At 67.3% G+C, this 14,974-nt stretch carries 15 protein-coding genes; 8 read left to right on the forward strand and 7 right to left on the reverse strand.

The genetic code is table 11. The features are described from left to right. Positions 1-28: 28 nt before the first annotated feature. The 5 genes from J3476_RS01390 to J3476_RS01410 all read right to left on the reverse strand — a co-directional run bounded on the left by J3476_RS01390 (position 29) and on the right by J3476_RS01410 (position 5,972). Entirely contained in the window at positions 29-1,909 is a 1,881-nt protein-coding gene (locus J3476_RS01390; protein ID WP_207064836.1) for an alpha/beta hydrolase, read from the reverse strand. A 609-nt stretch (positions 1,910-2,518) separates the two neighbouring features. Next, positions 2,519-3,595, reverse strand: coding sequence for an ABC transporter ATP-binding protein (locus J3476_RS01395; protein WP_207064837.1), 1,077 nt, complete (start codon positions 3,593-3,595; stop codon positions 2,519-2,521). Between the two features lie 224 nt (positions 3,596-3,819). Next, the gene (gene rplL / locus J3476_RS01400) at positions 3,820-4,215 is read right to left on the reverse strand and encodes a 50S ribosomal protein L7/L12 (protein ID WP_152515660.1); all 396 of its coding nucleotides are present in this window, start codon (positions 4,213-4,215) and stop codon (positions 3,820-3,822) included. A 51-nt stretch (positions 4,216-4,266) separates the two neighbouring features. Continuing rightward, the gene (gene rplJ, locus J3476_RS01405; protein ID WP_152515659.1) at positions 4,267-4,794 is read right to left on the reverse strand and encodes a 50S ribosomal protein L10; all 528 of its coding nucleotides are present in this window, start codon (positions 4,792-4,794) and stop codon (positions 4,267-4,269) included. A gap of 272 nt (positions 4,795-5,066) precedes the next feature. After that, positions 5,067-5,972 (reverse strand): ROK family protein, encoded by a 906-nt coding sequence (locus tag J3476_RS01410; protein ID WP_207064838.1) that lies wholly within the window; start codon positions 5,970-5,972, stop codon positions 5,067-5,069. Between the two features lie 169 nt (positions 5,973-6,141). Here J3476_RS01410 and J3476_RS01415 point away from each other — a divergent pair, with 169 nt between their 5' ends. After that, on the forward strand, positions 6,142-6,495 hold the full coding sequence (locus J3476_RS01415; RefSeq protein WP_207064839.1) for a hypothetical protein: 354 nt from the start codon (positions 6,142-6,144) through the stop codon (positions 6,493-6,495). On the opposite strand, the gene J3476_RS01420 is transcribed toward J3476_RS01415, so the two are convergent. Beyond that, on the reverse strand, positions 6,462-7,460 hold the full coding sequence (locus tag J3476_RS01420; RefSeq protein ID WP_207064840.1) for a YafY family protein: 999 nt from the start codon (positions 7,458-7,460) through the stop codon (positions 6,462-6,464). The genes J3476_RS01415 and J3476_RS01420 overlap by 34 nt on opposite strands. Before the next feature lie 61 nt (positions 7,461-7,521). Between J3476_RS01420 and J3476_RS01425 the strand changes: the two genes are divergently transcribed. Both J3476_RS01425 and J3476_RS01430 read left to right on the forward strand, forming a co-directional pair. Continuing rightward, entirely contained in the window at positions 7,522-8,052 is a 531-nt protein-coding gene (locus J3476_RS01425; RefSeq protein ID WP_207064841.1) for a DinB family protein, read from the forward strand. 1 nt (position 8,053) lies between these two features. After that, the gene (locus tag J3476_RS01430) at positions 8,054-8,656 is read left to right on the forward strand and encodes a DinB family protein (protein ID WP_207064842.1); all 603 of its coding nucleotides are present in this window, start codon (positions 8,054-8,056) and stop codon (positions 8,654-8,656) included. A gap of 4 nt (positions 8,657-8,660) precedes the next feature. Here J3476_RS01430 and J3476_RS01435 read toward each other — a convergent pair whose 3' ends face one another. Continuing rightward, entirely contained in the window at positions 8,661-9,269 is a 609-nt protein-coding gene (locus J3476_RS01435) for a TetR/AcrR family transcriptional regulator (protein ID WP_207064843.1), read from the reverse strand. Between the two features lie 92 nt (positions 9,270-9,361). On the opposite strand from J3476_RS01435, the gene J3476_RS01440 reads away from it, so the two are divergent. From J3476_RS01440 to J3476_RS01460, 5 genes are all read left to right on the forward strand, one after another. Then, positions 9,362-10,360: an oxygenase MpaB family protein gene (locus tag J3476_RS01440; protein ID WP_207064844.1), complete on the forward strand. Its 999-nt coding sequence runs from the start codon at positions 9,362-9,364 to the stop codon at positions 10,358-10,360. Between the two features lie 68 nt (positions 10,361-10,428). Beyond that, the gene (locus J3476_RS01445; protein WP_207064845.1) at positions 10,429-11,835 is read left to right on the forward strand and encodes an AarF/ABC1/UbiB kinase family protein; all 1,407 of its coding nucleotides are present in this window, start codon (positions 10,429-10,431) and stop codon (positions 11,833-11,835) included. Continuing rightward, entirely contained in the window at positions 11,835-12,737 is a 903-nt protein-coding gene (locus tag J3476_RS01450; protein WP_207064846.1) for an alpha/beta fold hydrolase, read from the forward strand. The genes J3476_RS01445 and J3476_RS01450 overlap by 1 nt, the downstream gene beginning before the upstream one ends. Positions 12,738-12,849: 112 nt before the next feature. Further along, a complete protein-coding gene (locus J3476_RS01455; RefSeq protein ID WP_207064847.1) occupies positions 12,850-13,734 on the forward strand; it encodes a cyclopropane mycolic acid synthase family methyltransferase in 885 nt (294 codons plus the stop codon). 144 nt (positions 13,735-13,878) lie between these two features. Then, entirely contained in the window at positions 13,879-14,775 is an 897-nt protein-coding gene (locus J3476_RS01460; RefSeq protein WP_207064848.1) for a cyclopropane mycolic acid synthase family methyltransferase, read from the forward strand. The last annotated feature ends 199 nt before the right edge of the window (positions 14,776-14,974 follow it).

Below are 14,974 nucleotides of genomic sequence, written 5' to 3' on the forward strand. Positions count from 1 at the left end.
CGGACCGGCCGCCGGAGTTTGCGTCGAATCACGCCACCCGGGTGGTCGCCTTCGACGCCTGGCGCGTGTAACCGGGCGTGACGTAGGTGCACTGCACGGTCCCCGGGTTCAACAGACACGTGAAAAGCACGTCGAGCGGTCCGACGTACTGGTGCACGACGGGGTAGACCTGCGCCACCGACGGCACCCACCAGCCGGTGAAGATGTTGAGCATCGAGCCGGGCGTGCCGTAGAGGCGGGCCGTGTGGGTGCCGTAGAGCATGTCGGTGATCCATCCCGCAGACAGCATCTCGCCCGCTGCGACGTTCCACGGCTTGGAGAATCCGGTCGCGAGGTAGGACGCGAACTGGATCATCGGACTGCTGCTCTGCATGGCGTCGGCGTGCAATCCACCGTTGACGAGAACACCGGTGAATTCCCCGGGACGCGCCTCGGCGAGATCTGTGCTGGCGCCACCGAAGTCGTTCCAGCCGTACGGTTCGCCGGCGAGGTTGTAGACCGGGATGTCTCGCGGGATCTTGGCCAGGTCCGAGCTGAGGTGGTCGCCGAACCCGACGCCGTCGAGCATGACCACACCGGCGAGGTCGTCGGTGGCATCCAGATCGGCCAGGTACCCGGCCACGCCCACGGCGAGCCCGCCACCTGCGGAGTGACCGGCCAGGACCACCCGGCTCGGCAGGGTCTTGTGATACCCGGCCGCTTGCGCGCTGGCGTTCAGAGCCGCTCGGTCACCGGTGAACAGGTCGGCGACCGCCCGGTGCGTCCGGGACAGCATCAGCGGATAACCGTCGATGTCGAAGATGTTCCACGTCAAGGTCGGTGCCACGACGATGCTCAGCGTCTTCTCTGCCAGGTACGCCGCGGTGGCGCTGTAGAACGACGCCGTGGCCATGAACCCGTGCTGCAGATAGATGATGCCGGCGGGCTTGTCGGTGTCGGGGAAGTACCAGTCGGCGGGCACCTCGACGTCACCGATCTGCAGCGTCGAGCTCTCGACCCGCACGTTGCTGCCCAGCGGCGCCCGCACCGGGCCGGCGAGGAACTGCATTGCGCCGGTGTAGAAGTTGTAGATGGCGGTGCCGATGTCGTCGAGCATCTCGGCGAAGTCCTGCACGGCCTGCAGCCAGGGTGCCTGCACGGCGGCCGCGCGCATGACGACTGCGGCGTCGGTCGCCCCGAGGTCGGTCTCGACACTCGTCACGAACGACGACGGCTCGGCGTCCGGCGTGGTGACCGCGTCGTCGCCGGCGTCCTCTCCGGACTCAGCGGACGGCGGTGCGGCCTCGGCAGCATCGGTCTGCTCGACCGGAAGGTCCCCCGCCGCGGGGTCAGGCGCGACTGCGGACGGGTCGTCGACGTCCGGTTCCGCGGTCGCGTCGTCCGAGCGCTCTGGAGCTCCGGCAGAGTCGTCGGCCGGGGTCTCCGATTCGCCGGAGGGTGACGTCTCAGGCGGGGACGCTTCGGCATCCTCGCCGACGCCGTGATCGCCCACCTCGTCGTCACCGTCGTCGGTGATCTCCTGCTCGAGGTCGTCGGCGTCCTCGTCGTCCTGGTGTTCGTCGTCGCTGAGGTCGCTGCCGCCGCCGACGTCGCTGCCGCCGCCATCGTCGACGGACACGTCATCGTGGCCGTCCGGTTCCTGGCCGTCCGACACCGACTCCGCATCGACGTCGTCGTCCTTGCGGTGCTTGCCGGGCTTGTCCGCGCCGGTCGACGAGGTGGCCCTGCCCGGCCCCGAGGCGTCCCGGTCTGACTCACCGGAGTCCTTCGACCCCGACGCCGGCTGCGACTCCGATCCCGCCGAAGCACCGTCGTCGGCGGTCGCGATGCCCGCGCCGGTCAGCATCGCCGCCGACATTCCCCCCGCCAGAAAGCCTGCCCCCAGCCAGACCCGATAGCGGTCGACCATCTTTCTCCTGTCAAGAGTCGCGGACCGTCGCAACGCAGGTAGCCGGCAAGCAACTTCTGCGACCTGAACGGACAATTCTGGCAAACTGTATAGCCGAGCAGAGCAACCCGCAAGGGCGCCGTGCCAGAAAATTGACGAATCGGGAAGAAATTCGCAATGACGCTGTTCCTGCGGTTCTTTCTGTACGCCACTGCGGCCGACGAGCACACTCGACTGCCGTCTGTATCGCCACATTGCGCCACGCTTGTGCAAAACAGCAACTATTGACACAGGCGCCACACATGGTGGCGATATTTCCCTCGACAATATTTGCCGAGTTGCTGTAATCGCAGCTGAGCGCGCAATTGGAGACAGGTCACAATTGGGGAAACCGCTGTTCGAGCCACCGCAGTCGTCGCGGGGCACGGCGCGGCAGCACCACCCACGTCAGCGACGGGGCGTTGCCGGGCTGCGCGGTAGGCCTTCGTCCGGCAGCTGCACCGGGGGTGTGCGGGGCCGCGTCCAGTGCAGGCGCGGCGCCCCGCCGCTCACCGACAGTCAGGCGCAGTAGAGACGCCGACGGGCGCCGCGTGTGTCACGCGGCGCCCGTCTGGACGTAAAGCTAGGTGCTCAGCGCTCGCCGGCGACCGGGATGCGGCCGGTCGGCGCGTCATCCGCAGCATGTCGCTGGGTCGAGTCGTCGCTGAACTCGTGCACCGGGTACTTGTTGGTGCCCTCGAGATCATCACGAATGGCTTCCTGAGCCGCGGGCGGCAGCGTGTGCATGATCTCGCGGACGCGGGCCTGACGCCGCCCGACGGCCTTACGCTCGGGCATGCCCGGCGTGGCCTGGATCTGGGGCGGCACACCCTCGATCTCCTCGACGCCACCGTCGTGGTGACCGGCGTCGGCCATGGCCTGCTCTTCGGCCATCGTGCCTTCGTCCTTCTCCTCGGACATGCCGATCGGGCCGAGACGACGACCGTTGAGGAACTGCTTGACGACGGGCTCGTCGCTGGTCAGCAGCACTTCCCGCGGACCGAACATGACGAGCTTCTTGCGGAACAGCATGCCCATGTTGTCGGGCACCGTGCGCGCGATGTTGATGTTGTGCGTCACGATCAGGATCGTCGCGTCGATCTGGGCGTTGATGTCGATCAGCAGCTGTGACAGATAAGCGGTACGCACCGGGTCCAGACCGGAGTCCGGCTCGTCGCAGAGGATGATCTGCGGATCGAGCACCAGCGACCGCGCCAGGCCGGCACGCTTGCGCATACCGCCGGAGATCTCGCCCGGGAACTTGTTCTCGTCCCCGGCCAGACCGACGAGGTCCAGCTTCTCCATCACGATCTGACGGATTTCGCTTTCCTTCTTCTTGGTGTGCTCGCGCAGCGGGAAAGCGGTGTTGTCGTACAGGCTCATCGAGCCGAACAGTGCGCCGTCCTGGAACATCACCCCGAACAGCGTGCGGATCTCGTAGAGCTCTTTCGCGGAACACTCGATGATGTTCGTGCCGTCGACGATGATCTTTCCGCGCTCAGGACGCAGCAGACCGATCAGCGACTTCAGGAACACCGACTTACCGGTACCGGACGGCCCGAGCAGCACGCTCACTTCGCCAGCGGGGAGGTCGAAGGTGACGTCCTCCCAGATTCGCTGGGGTCCGAAGGACTTGGTCAGGCCTTCGATCTGAATGCCAATGCCCACGCAAAATCCTCTCGCCAATACCGGACTCCGACCACACGCTCCCCGCCTGTGGCTTGAGTCACTGTAACCTACCGGCCCATCCGAGAACACTTGGTCGGCGAACACCGCTGCCTCGGAGATGCCGTGGAGACGACTGTGGGGCCGGCCTGTTTGCCAGACCGGCCCCACAGCTCAATGTTCTCCACACCGACGTCATGCGCCGGTGGGACGGGTGGAACCCGGAACTACTTGACGGTGACCGACGCGCCGGCAGCCTCGAGCTTGGCCTTGGCGTCGTCGGCGGCCTCCTTGGTGACCTTCTCGAGCAGCGGCTTGGGAGCGCCGTCGACCAGATCCTTGGCCTCCTTGAGGCCCAGACCGGACACGATCTCACGGACGACCTTGATGACGCCGATCTTCTTGTCGCCGGCACCCTCGAGGATGACGTCGAACTCGGACTGCTCCTCGGCGGCCTCAGCGGCGGCCCCGCCACCGGCCGCACCCGGGGCGGCGGCGACGGCGACCGGAGCCGCAGCGGTGACCTCGAAGGTCTCCTCGAACTTCTTGACGAACTCGGACAGCTCGAGCAGGGTCAGCTCTTTGAAAGCGTCGAGCAATTCGTCGGTGGACAGCTTGGCCATGATTGGTCCTTCCTTGTTTCTACTTCGTGGCTGGGGGTGTGCGGAACGCCGCTACGCGGCTTCCTCGTCGGATTTCTTTTCCTGCAGCGCCGCGGCCAGGCGGGCAACCTGCGACGCCGGAGCGTTGAACAGGCCCGCAGCCTTGGACAGGTTGGCCTTCATCGCGCCGGCCATCTTGGCCAGCAGCACCTCGCGGGACTCGAGGTCGGCGATCGCCTCGACCTCGGCGACGCTCAGCGGGCGGCCGTCCATGTAGCCACCCTTGATGACCAGCGCCTTGTGATCCTTGGCGAAGGTCTTGATCGCCTTGGCCGCGTCGACGGCCTCGCCCTTGACGAACGCGATCGCCGTCGGACCGACGAACAGTTCGTCGAGTCCTTCGATGCCCGCCTCCGCCGCCGCACGCTTGACCAGCGTGTTCTTGGCGACGCGATAGCTTGCGGAATCGCCGAGGGATCGGCGCAGCTCGGCCAGACTGGTGACCGAGAGGCCGCGGTACTCGGTGACGAGCGTCGCCGTCGACGAGTTGAACCGCTCGACGATGTCGGCAATCGCTGCGGCCTTGTCATCCTTGGCCATGCATGCCTCCTCGTGGTTGGTATCGAGTGTTCCGCCTCAGACCCTCGTCGCCGAGCAGCCGGATCAACCCCGGAAACCACGAACGCCCCGACGCAGACAGGTCGGGGCGCACACAAGATCAGCCTCGTCCTCCTGCGTGGGTCGCCGGGCTGGCCCGGTCCTTCAACCGATCACTCGGTAACCGACGGTCTTCGGTGGAACTGGGCAAGAATAGCGCGCTGCACGCCCATCAGCCAAAACGGCGGACCCGAGCGTCTGGCACACCGCCGCCGCTAGCGTCGCTCCCGGGCCAGAGCCGCGGCGCCGACGAGGCCTGCGTCGGCGCCGAGTGCGGCGGGCACCACCTCGATGCCCCGCAGAAAGTCGAGTCCCGCGTACGTCCCCAGTGCGCCGCGCAACGGATCGAACAACACCGCGCCCGCCCGAGCGACTCCCCCACCGATGACGACGAGTTCCAGGTCGACCACCGCAGCGGCCGAGGCGACGGCGGCGGCGAGCGCCCCGGCACCGCGCCGGAACGCGCGCAACGCCACGTCGTCACCTCGCACGGCGGCGGCGGCGAGCGTCTTCGCGTCGGCATCCGGCGCAGCCTGCCACCCGTTGTCCCGGGCCCATCGCACCAGGTTCGGGCCCGAGGCCACCGTTTCGACGCAGCCGCGACCGCCGCACGAACACGGCTGCCCGCCCGCGTCGACGACCACGTGACCGACGTGCCCGGCGTTGCCGGTGCGGCCGTGGTACGGGATGCCGTCGAGCACGAGACCTCCGCCGATACCGGTGGACACCACCATGCCCAGCATGAATCGGGCGCCCCGCCCAGCGCCGGCACGGGACTCGCCCATTGCCATGCACAGCCCGTCGCCGCCGAGGTGCACCGGCAGCCCGGTGAGCTCACCGAGGCGGTCCACCACCGGGAAGCCCCGCACGCCCGCGATGTTGATCGGACTGATCGTGCCGGCCGGGATGTCGACCGGACCGGCTGATGCCACGCCCACCGCCACCACGGAACCAGCGCCGCGGACCTCGCGCACCAGCGCGGCGATCACGGCCCACAGCGCCTCCGCATCGCCGTGCGGGGTCCGGCGCTGCCGGAGATGAGTGAGCCGTCCGGCGTCGTCGACGAGAGCGGCGGCGACCTTGGTCCCGCCGATGTCGAGCGCCAGCACATGGTCGGACACGCCAGCACTGTAGGGCGACCGGTGGTGCCGATGCCGGCGATCCGCTCGCGGACCTACCCGGACGGGGAGTCGTAACAGTTGCTGCACATCAACCGATCTATCTATGGCAGCATGTGGACTTCGTTCGTCACGTAGCCACGCACCGCCACGAAACCAGAGGAGATCGCTGATGACCGGCCCTTCAGATGCCCTTGCCCGAGGAGTCAAGAAAGCCGGCCTGATCGGCCTGGGCGGTCTGGCCGCCGGCGCACTGTCCGTCGGCGTGGGAAGCGGCGTTGCCGGTGCGGACGTGGACGAGGTGGGCCCCAGCCCGACCGTGACCAGCCGGCAGGCCTCGCAGAACTCCGTGATCCGCATCAACGACTACGGCGTGGCGCGCGGGATCTCCGAAACCCGCCTGGCCGACGCCGGCGAGATCAGCGCGCAGGGCGAGATCCGCGACAACATCAAGGCCGTGCCGGGTGGCAAGGCCAGGGGCTTCCGCGGCGGCTACCCCGTGGGCCCGGCCATCGGCGACTGGTGATCATCAACGCCTGACAGTCGGCATGCCCGCGCGATGCGTGCGGCCACCGCACGCGCCGCCGCCACCACTGCCGGCGGCTCGAGCACCTCGAAGTCGCACCCTGGCACGGCGAGCCACGCGACCATGCGTTCGGGATCGTCGGCCCCCGTGGTGACGATGCAGGCCTGCGGCCCGTCGGGTTCGATGTCGACCGATGCGGTGGAGAACGTCTGGGCGATCCGTGCGGCGGGCGCGAAGTACCGCACCCGCGCGATATAGGGATACGGCGACGAGCTGATGGCCCTGCGTACGTAGGACGCCGCGTCCGGAGCTTGCCGTGGGACGAAGGTGCTGCCCACGGCACTGACATCGGTCATCCGGTCGAGGCGCAGGCTGCGCCAGTCGGCCTTGTCGCGGTCGTAGCACAGCAGATACCAGCGTCGCCCGGTCGTGACGAGCTGGTAGGGCTCCACACGCCGAAAACTGGCGGCTCCACGGATGTCGACATAGCCGGCGGTCACGTGTTCGCGGTCGCGGCAGGCTCTGGCCAGTGTCATCAGCACGTCGGGATCGACGGGGGTGTCGGTCGCCGAGCTGAGCGTCACCGTCGCGTCGTGGACCGCACTGACCTGTGACCGCAGCCGGCTCGGCATCACCTGGTCCAACTTGCTCAGCGCCCGCAGCGCCGATTCGCCGACCCCGGCCACGCTGCCTCCCGCCGCGACCCGCAGACACACCGCCATCGCGACCGCCTCGTCGGGGTCGAGCAGCAACGGGGGTAGCGCCGCGCCGGCACCCAGCTGATACCCGCCGCCGTGGCCGGCACTCGCATGCACCGGGTAGCCGAGTTCCCTGAGTCGTTCGACATCGCGGCGCACGCTGCGCGTGGTCACCCCCAACCGCTCGGCCAGCTCCTGGCCGCTCCACCCGCGGCGCGACTGCAGCAGACCGAGCAGCTGCAGGATCCGTCCGGTGGTTTCCGCCATACGACAAGTCTGCCCGACTTCGAGGACCGGAACTGTCCGCAAAGGCTGTCACAGTGGGTGCATGCCCACCGACCTGGCGTCTCGACTGGCCGATCAACTCGACTTCCATTGGTGCACACAGCTGCGTCCCCGCCTTACGGGTCTGACCGATCACGAGTACTTCTGGGAGCCCGTGGCGAAGTGCTGGAGCCTTCATCCAGACGGGTCCATCGACTTCAGCCACCCGCCGCCGCAGCCGGAACCGGTCACGACGATCGCGTGGCAGCTGGCCCACGTCATCGTCGGCGTTCTGGCCATGCGGAATCACGCGCATTTCGGCGGGCCGCCGGCCGACTACCTGTCCTGGTCGTACGCCGCCGATGCCGACACCGCGCTACAGCAGCTCGACGAGGCCTACCGTCGCTGGAACGACGGAGCGCGCCGGCTGTCGGAGGCAGATCTCGCCCGGCCCGTCGGCGCCGCCGGAGGCGACTGGGCCGAGCACCCGATGATCGAACTCGTGCTTCACATCAACCGTGAGGTGATCCACCACGGAGCCGAGATCGCACTGCTGCGCGACCTGTACATCCACACCCATCAGAAGGAAACCTGAGATGCCCGCGATGCCCCCGCCCGTAGCCGACGAACGCGCCGGACTGCGGGAGTACCTCGCCGCCCAGCAGTACGCGTTCCACGCCCTCGCCTACGGCCTGACCGACGAGCAGGCTCGCGCCACCCCGTCGGTCAGCGCACTGTCGGTGGGCGGTCTGATCAAGCACGTCACCAACTGCCAGCGGGGTTGGATGCAGCGGGTCGCGGCCGCACCTGAGCTCTGCGACCGCGACAGCCGCCCGATGGACAGCCAAGCCGCAGAGTACGAGAACGAGTTCGTCATGCGCGGCGAGGAAAGGCTGGCCGACATTCTGCACGCCTTCGATGAGCAGAATGCCGAGACGATGCGCCTGCTCGAGACCGCCGATCTCGGTGCGTCGGTGCCCATTCCCCACGATGTGCCGTGGTTCCCCAAAGATGTGTCCGCCTGGTCCGTGCGGTGGGTGTTCTTCCACATGATCGAGGAACTGGCCCGGCACGCCGGTCACGGCGACATCATCAGGGAGAGCATCGACGGGGCCACCCTCTACGAACTGCTCGCCGGCCTGGAGGACTGGCCGGCCACCGACTGGCTGACCCCGTGGCAGCCGCCTTCACCCCGCTAGGCGCTCAACGCAAGACGAGGCCGAGGGCGTGGTCGACGACCGCGTCCAGGTCGTCACCCAGGTGGCCCGCCAGCCACTGCTGCGCCAGTTCGGCCATCGCACCGGTGTACATCGCCGCGCCCACGAGCGCGGCGACGGCGTCGCTGTCGGGGTGCAGCCGCCAGCCCTCGGTGAGCACCGCCTCGCGCAGCAGGTCCTGTGTGGCGGTCCGACGGCTGGTGAGCACCGGGTTCGCGCGAGCGTCGGTGAACAGGATTCGCCCCCGGCGCGGGTCGGCCGAGCTGAAGTGGAGCACAGCGGCCATCCCGGCGCGGGTACGTGCGCGCAACGAGGGTCCCGCCTCGGTCATTGCCTCGTCGACCACCTCGGCCAGTTCGGCACTGACGCGGTCGTACACCGCGCCCAGGAGATCGTCGGTACCCCGAAAGCTCTCGTAGAAGTACCGGGTGTTCATTCCGGACTCCCGCGACACGGACCGCACCGACAGCGCCGCTTCCCCGCCGTCGCCGAACAACCGGAAGGCCGCGTCGACCAGCAGCGCACGCCGTTCCGCCCGGCGATCGACCAGAGGCACACCCGCCCATCTGGTCGCATTCGACGTCGGATCGGGCATCGGCTCAGCCTAAGCCGCCACCGGCTGGTTCTGGTCAGATCAGCTCCATGCACGCTATTCTGGTGACACTCGTAACCAGATTGGGAGGCGCCATGCTGATGCCCCATCAGATCGTCGGAGACCTACTCAACAAGCAGTTCGACAAAGACGTCCGCCGACATTTCTTCCGCGGCATGGATTTCGCCGGTCCGCAGGGAGATCCCGGGTGGTTCGGGCCGGGAAGCGCGGTATGGCATGTGCATTCGCACACCCAGGCGCTGGTCTTCGGCCTGCAATGCGCGGCCTATCTGGAGCGACTCGATCCGTCCATCTACTGGATGGGAGTCCACCACTCCCGTCTGGTCCGACCGGACACCCGGACCGACCCGGCACCGCAGATCGACCCCAAGGGAGCGGCGGTTCGTCTCGGTCATTCGGTCGCGTTCTTCATCGGCACCGCCTACGGTTCGACGCCTACGGCCGAGCGCCTCGCGCTGGCGGTCCGTTCGATGCACCACACGGTCAAAGGGGTGCGGCCAGACGGCGCGCGGTATGACGCCGACGACCCCGAGTGGCTGCGGTGGAACTACGCGACCGTCGTGTGGGGCCTGGCCACCGCCCACGAGCTCTACCACCCCCAGCCGCTGCGCGGAAAGGACCTGGACCGCTACTACGGTGAGTTCGTCCGGGTCGGCCATGCACTCGGCGGCACGGACCTCCCGGCGACCAAGCACGAGACACTCGACTGCCTCGAGTCCTATCTGCCCCGGCTGGCCGTCACCTACGGCACCGCGATGGCGACCGGACCGAATCTGCCCATGCCGCAGAGCGCCCTGGACTGGGCCGTGCGCGACACGATGCCGCCGTGGGCGCAGCGGCTGATCCAGCACCGCAACCCCAACATCGTCGAGCGCAGCGCGCGGCGCGCCGTGGTGTGGTCGATCATCAACGGAATCCATGTCGGCTCGGGTCCGCTCGCCGAGTTCGAACAGGCCAAGGCGCGGGTGGCCGAGGGAGTCGACCCGGACCTGGCACCGCACACCGAGCCCAGCTACCGGCCCGGCAGCGACCCCGCCCGGGGCCGCGCCGAGGTCGAGCACGCCTTCATGTGACCCCGTCGCCGTGTGACCCGGTCCACACTGTTTTTCCCCTGACCGGTTGGTTTTGAGACACTGCAGCTATGACTACACCCCGAAAAGCGCAGCACCGTGAGGTCGCCAGGCTGGACCGGGTTCCGTTGCCGGTCGAGGCGGCCCGTATCGGTGTCACCGGTTGGCAGGTCACTCGCACCGGCGCCCGCGTCGTGTCCAAGCTGGGCAGTCGCGGCTCGTTGCAGCAGAAGGTCGTCAAGCAGATCCCGCAGGCGTTCGCCGATCTCGGGCCCACCTACGTCAAGTTCGGACAGATCATCGCGTCGAGCCCGGGGGCGTTCGGCGAACCGCTGAGCCGCGAGTTCCGTGGTCTGCTGGACCGGGTGCCGCCCGCCGATCCCAAGGCCGTCCACCGGCTTTTCCAGGAAGAACTCGGCGACGACCCGGCCAACCTGTTCAAGTCGTTCGACGAGAAGCCGTTCGCCTCGGCATCCATCGCGCAGGTGCACTACGCGACCCTGCACTCCGGCGAAGAGGTCGTGGTCAAGATCCAACGGCCCGGCATCCGTCGCCGGGTGGCCGCCGACCTCCAGATCCTCAAGCGCGGTGCGCAACTGGTGGAGTTGGCCAAGATGGGTCGGAGGCTGTCCGCGCAGGACGTGGTGGCCGACTTCGCCGACAACCTCGCCGAGGAACTGGACTTTCGCCTCGAGGCCCAGTCGATGGACGCGTGGGTGGCCCACATGCATGCCTCCCCGCTGGGCAGCAACATCCGGGTGCCGCAGGTGTACTGGGATCTGACCAGCGAACGCGTGCTGACGATGGAACGCATCACCGGCGTGCGCATCGACGATGTCGCCGAGATCCGCAAGCGTGGCTTCGACGGCACCGAACTGGTCAAAGCGCTGCTGTTCAGCGTGTTCGAGGGCGGGCTGCGGCATGGGCTGTTCCACGGCGACCTGCACGCGGGCAACCTCTATGTCGATGACGACGGCAAGATCGTGTTCTTCGACTTCGGCATCATGGGCCGCATCGACCCGCGCACCCGCTGGCTGCTGCGCGAGCTGGTCTATGCGCTGCTGGTCAAGAAGGACCACGCCGCGGCCGGCAAGATCGTCGTGCTGATGGGCGCGGTGGGGACGGTGAAGCCCGAGGCGCAGGCGGCCAAGGATCTCGAGAAGTTCGCCACACCGCTGACGATGACGTCGCTCGGCGATCTGAGCTATGCCGAGATCGGCAAGCAGCTGTCCGCGCTCGCCGACGCCTACGACGTCAAGCTGCCGCGCGAGCTGGTGCTCATCGGGAAACAGTTCCTCTACGTCGAGCGCTACATGAAGCTGCTGGCTCCCCGCTGGCAGATGATGAACGACCCCGCACTGACGGGATACTTCGCCAACTTCATGGTGGAAGTCTCGCGCGAACACTCCGATTCCTCGGACGCGGCGGGTGCGAAGAGCGGAACCGACGAGCAGACCAGAACAGACCCGAACGCGTGATGCAGGTACGCACCGGCACGGCGTCCTCTGGCGGGGTCGACATCCACTACGAGGACATGGGCGATCCGGCCGATCCGGCCGTGCTGCTGATCATGGGCCTGGGCGCGCAGATGATCTTCTGGCGCACGGAGTTCTGCCAGAAGCTGATCGACCGGGGGCTGCGGGTGATCCGCTTCGACAACCGCGACGTCGGACTGTCCGGCAAATTGCCCGACCACCACTCCGGGGCACCGCTGCTGCCACGGATGGCGCGGTCGTTCCTCGGGCTGGCCAGCCCGGCGGCGTACACGCTGGAGGACATGGCCGACGACGCCGCGGCGCTGCTCGACCACCTCGGCGTCGACCGCGCACACGTGGTGGGGGCGTCGATGGGCGGCATGATCGCCCAGGTGTTCGCAGCGCGGCATCGCGCGCGCACCAGGGCCCTCGGCGTGATCTTCTCGAGCAACAACCAGCCGGTGCTGCCGCCGCCCGGTCCGCAGCAGCTGCTGGCGGTCCTGTCCAAGCCCGCCGGCACCGGGCGTGACGCCATCATCGACAATGCGGTGCGGGTCACCAAGGTCATCGGCAGTCCCGGCTTTCCCCGACCCGACGACGCGATTCGCGCCGAGGCTGTCGAGGTCCATGACCGGTCCTACTACCCCGCCGGCGTGGGCAGGCAGTTCGCGGCGATCCTCGGCAGCGGCAGCCTGCGCCGCTACAACCGTCAGACCGCCGCGCCGACCGTGGTCATCCACGGCAAGGCGGACAAACTGATGCGCCCCTCGGGCGGACGCGCCATCGCCCGCGCGATCCCCGGCGCCCGGTTGGTGCTGTTCGACGGCATGGGACACGAGCTGCCCGAACCGCTGTGGGACGACATTGTCGGCGAGCTGCAGACGACGTTCGCGCACGCGGGGTGACCTGCGTCTCCGTCAATTCACAAGTTCGCGAAAACACGTACCATGCCTGACGGGTACGCATGACCGCCGTCTCAGGAGAACCTCTTCGGGCAGCGTCCCAAGGAAGGCCCTCATGGCCTCGACCAAGAAGAGCTTGAAGCCGCACTTCGACGACGTCCAAGCGCACTACGACCTGTCGGATGAGTTCTTCCGGCTTTTTCTGGACCCGTCGCAGATGTACAGCTGCGCGTACTTCGAGCGCGACGACATGACGCTCGAAGAAGCTCAACGCGCCAAGGTGGACCTCGCGCTGGGCAAGCTGGGTCTGGAGCCGGGCATGACGCTGCTCGACGTCGGCTGCGGCTGGGGCTACACGATGATGCGGGCGATCGAGTGCTACGACGTCAACGTCATCGGGCTGACGCTCAGCGAGAACCAGAAGGCGCACGTCGAGAAGATCTTCGCCGACTCCGACAGCCCTCGCAGCAAAGAGATCCGGCTGGAAGGCTGGGAGAGCTTCGACCAACCCGTCGACCGCATCGTCTCCATCGGCGCCTTCGAGCACTTCGGCAAGGACCGCTGGGACGACTTCTTCGCGACCGCCTACCGGGTGCTGCCCGACGACGGCGTGATGCTGCTACACACCATCACCGCGTTGACGATTCCGCAGATGATCGAACGCGGCATCCCGCTGACGTTCTCGGTGGCGAGGTTCATCAAGTTCATCCTCACCGAGATCTTCCCCGGCGGGTACCTGCCGACGATCGAGCTCGTCGGCGAGCACTCGGCGCAGGCCGGGTTCACACTCACCCGGGAGCAGTCCCTGCAACCGCACTACGCCCGCACTCTCGACCACTGGTCAGCCGCGCTGCAGGAACACCGGGACGAGGCGATCGCGGTGCAGTCCGAAGAGGTCTACGACCGGTACATGCACTACCTGACCGGTTGCGCGGACTCCTTCCGCAAGGGCTACACCGACGTCAACCAGTTCACGTTGGCCAAACAGCCCGCCACCTGAGCGGATTGGATCGGGCGACCTGCCTACAGATAGGCTGGTCGCCCTAGAAGCGTGTTTGCAGCAAGGCCCGGCCGTGGTTCGGTACGGTCGTCGGCAACCGCGCCATCTCATGGGAGCACTCGAAGTAAAGGGACGCAGGGACACATGTCTGATCAATCCACCGGCACCAAGGATATGACGCCTCATTTCGAGGACATCCAGGCCCACTACGACCTGTCGGACGACTTCTTCGGGGTGTTCCAGGATCCCACCCGCAAGTACAGCTGCGCATTCTTCACCGGCCCCGACGCCACACTCTCGGAGGCCCAGATCGCCAACGTGGATCAGCACCTCGACCGGCTGGATCTCAAGCCGGGAATGACCCTGCTCGAGGTGGGCTGCGGCTGGGGGCTGACGCTGCAGCGGGCGATGGAGAAGTACGACGTCAACGTCATCGGGCTGACCTTGTCGAAGAACCAGAAGGTCTACTGCGACCAGCTGCTCGCCAAGATCGACACCGAGCGCACCTTCGATGTGCGGCTGGAGGGGTGGGAGCAGTTCCACAGCCCGGTCGATCGGATCGTGTCGATCGAGGCATTCGAACACTTCGGCTTCGAGCGTTACGACGACTTCTTCAAGACGTGCTACGACGTCCTGCCCGAGGACGGCCGGATGACGATCCAGAGCAGCGTCGGGTATCACCCCTACGACCTGGCCGAGCGCGGCAAGAAGCTGACCTTCGAGCTGGCCCGCTTCATCAAGTTCATGATCACCGAGATCTTCCCCGGCGGGCGCATCCCGACGACGCAGATGATGGTCGAGCACGGCGAGAAGGCCGGGTTCGTGGTGCCTGAGACGCTGTCGCTGCGCAACCACTACATCAAGACGCTCGGCATCTGGGCCGACCGGCTCGAACGCAACAAGGACGCTGCGATCGCCGCCACCGACGAGGAGAACTACCACCGCTACATGCGGTACCTGAAGGGTTGCCAGTACTACTTCATCGACGAGGCCATCGATGTCAGCTTGGTGACGTACCTGAAGCCCGCCCTGGCGGCGTGACGGCGCGGCCGGATCGGCCCGCACCCGCCCGGACATGAAGAATCCCCCGCACGCCTGACTGCGGGGGATTCTTCATGATGGCCCTCGGGCCGCGGCTTGTTCCCTCGGCGCCCAGCGCCGTCATCGGTGTGATCACCCTCACATATCTCGGGGCCGGCGGGCTGTGAAACCCACGAACTGTCGCAATTTTCTGTCTCGT

This window comes from Mycobacterium sp. PO1 (assembly GCF_017312405.1).
Classification (GTDB): Bacteria; Actinomycetota; Actinomycetes; order Mycobacteriales; family Mycobacteriaceae; genus Mycobacterium.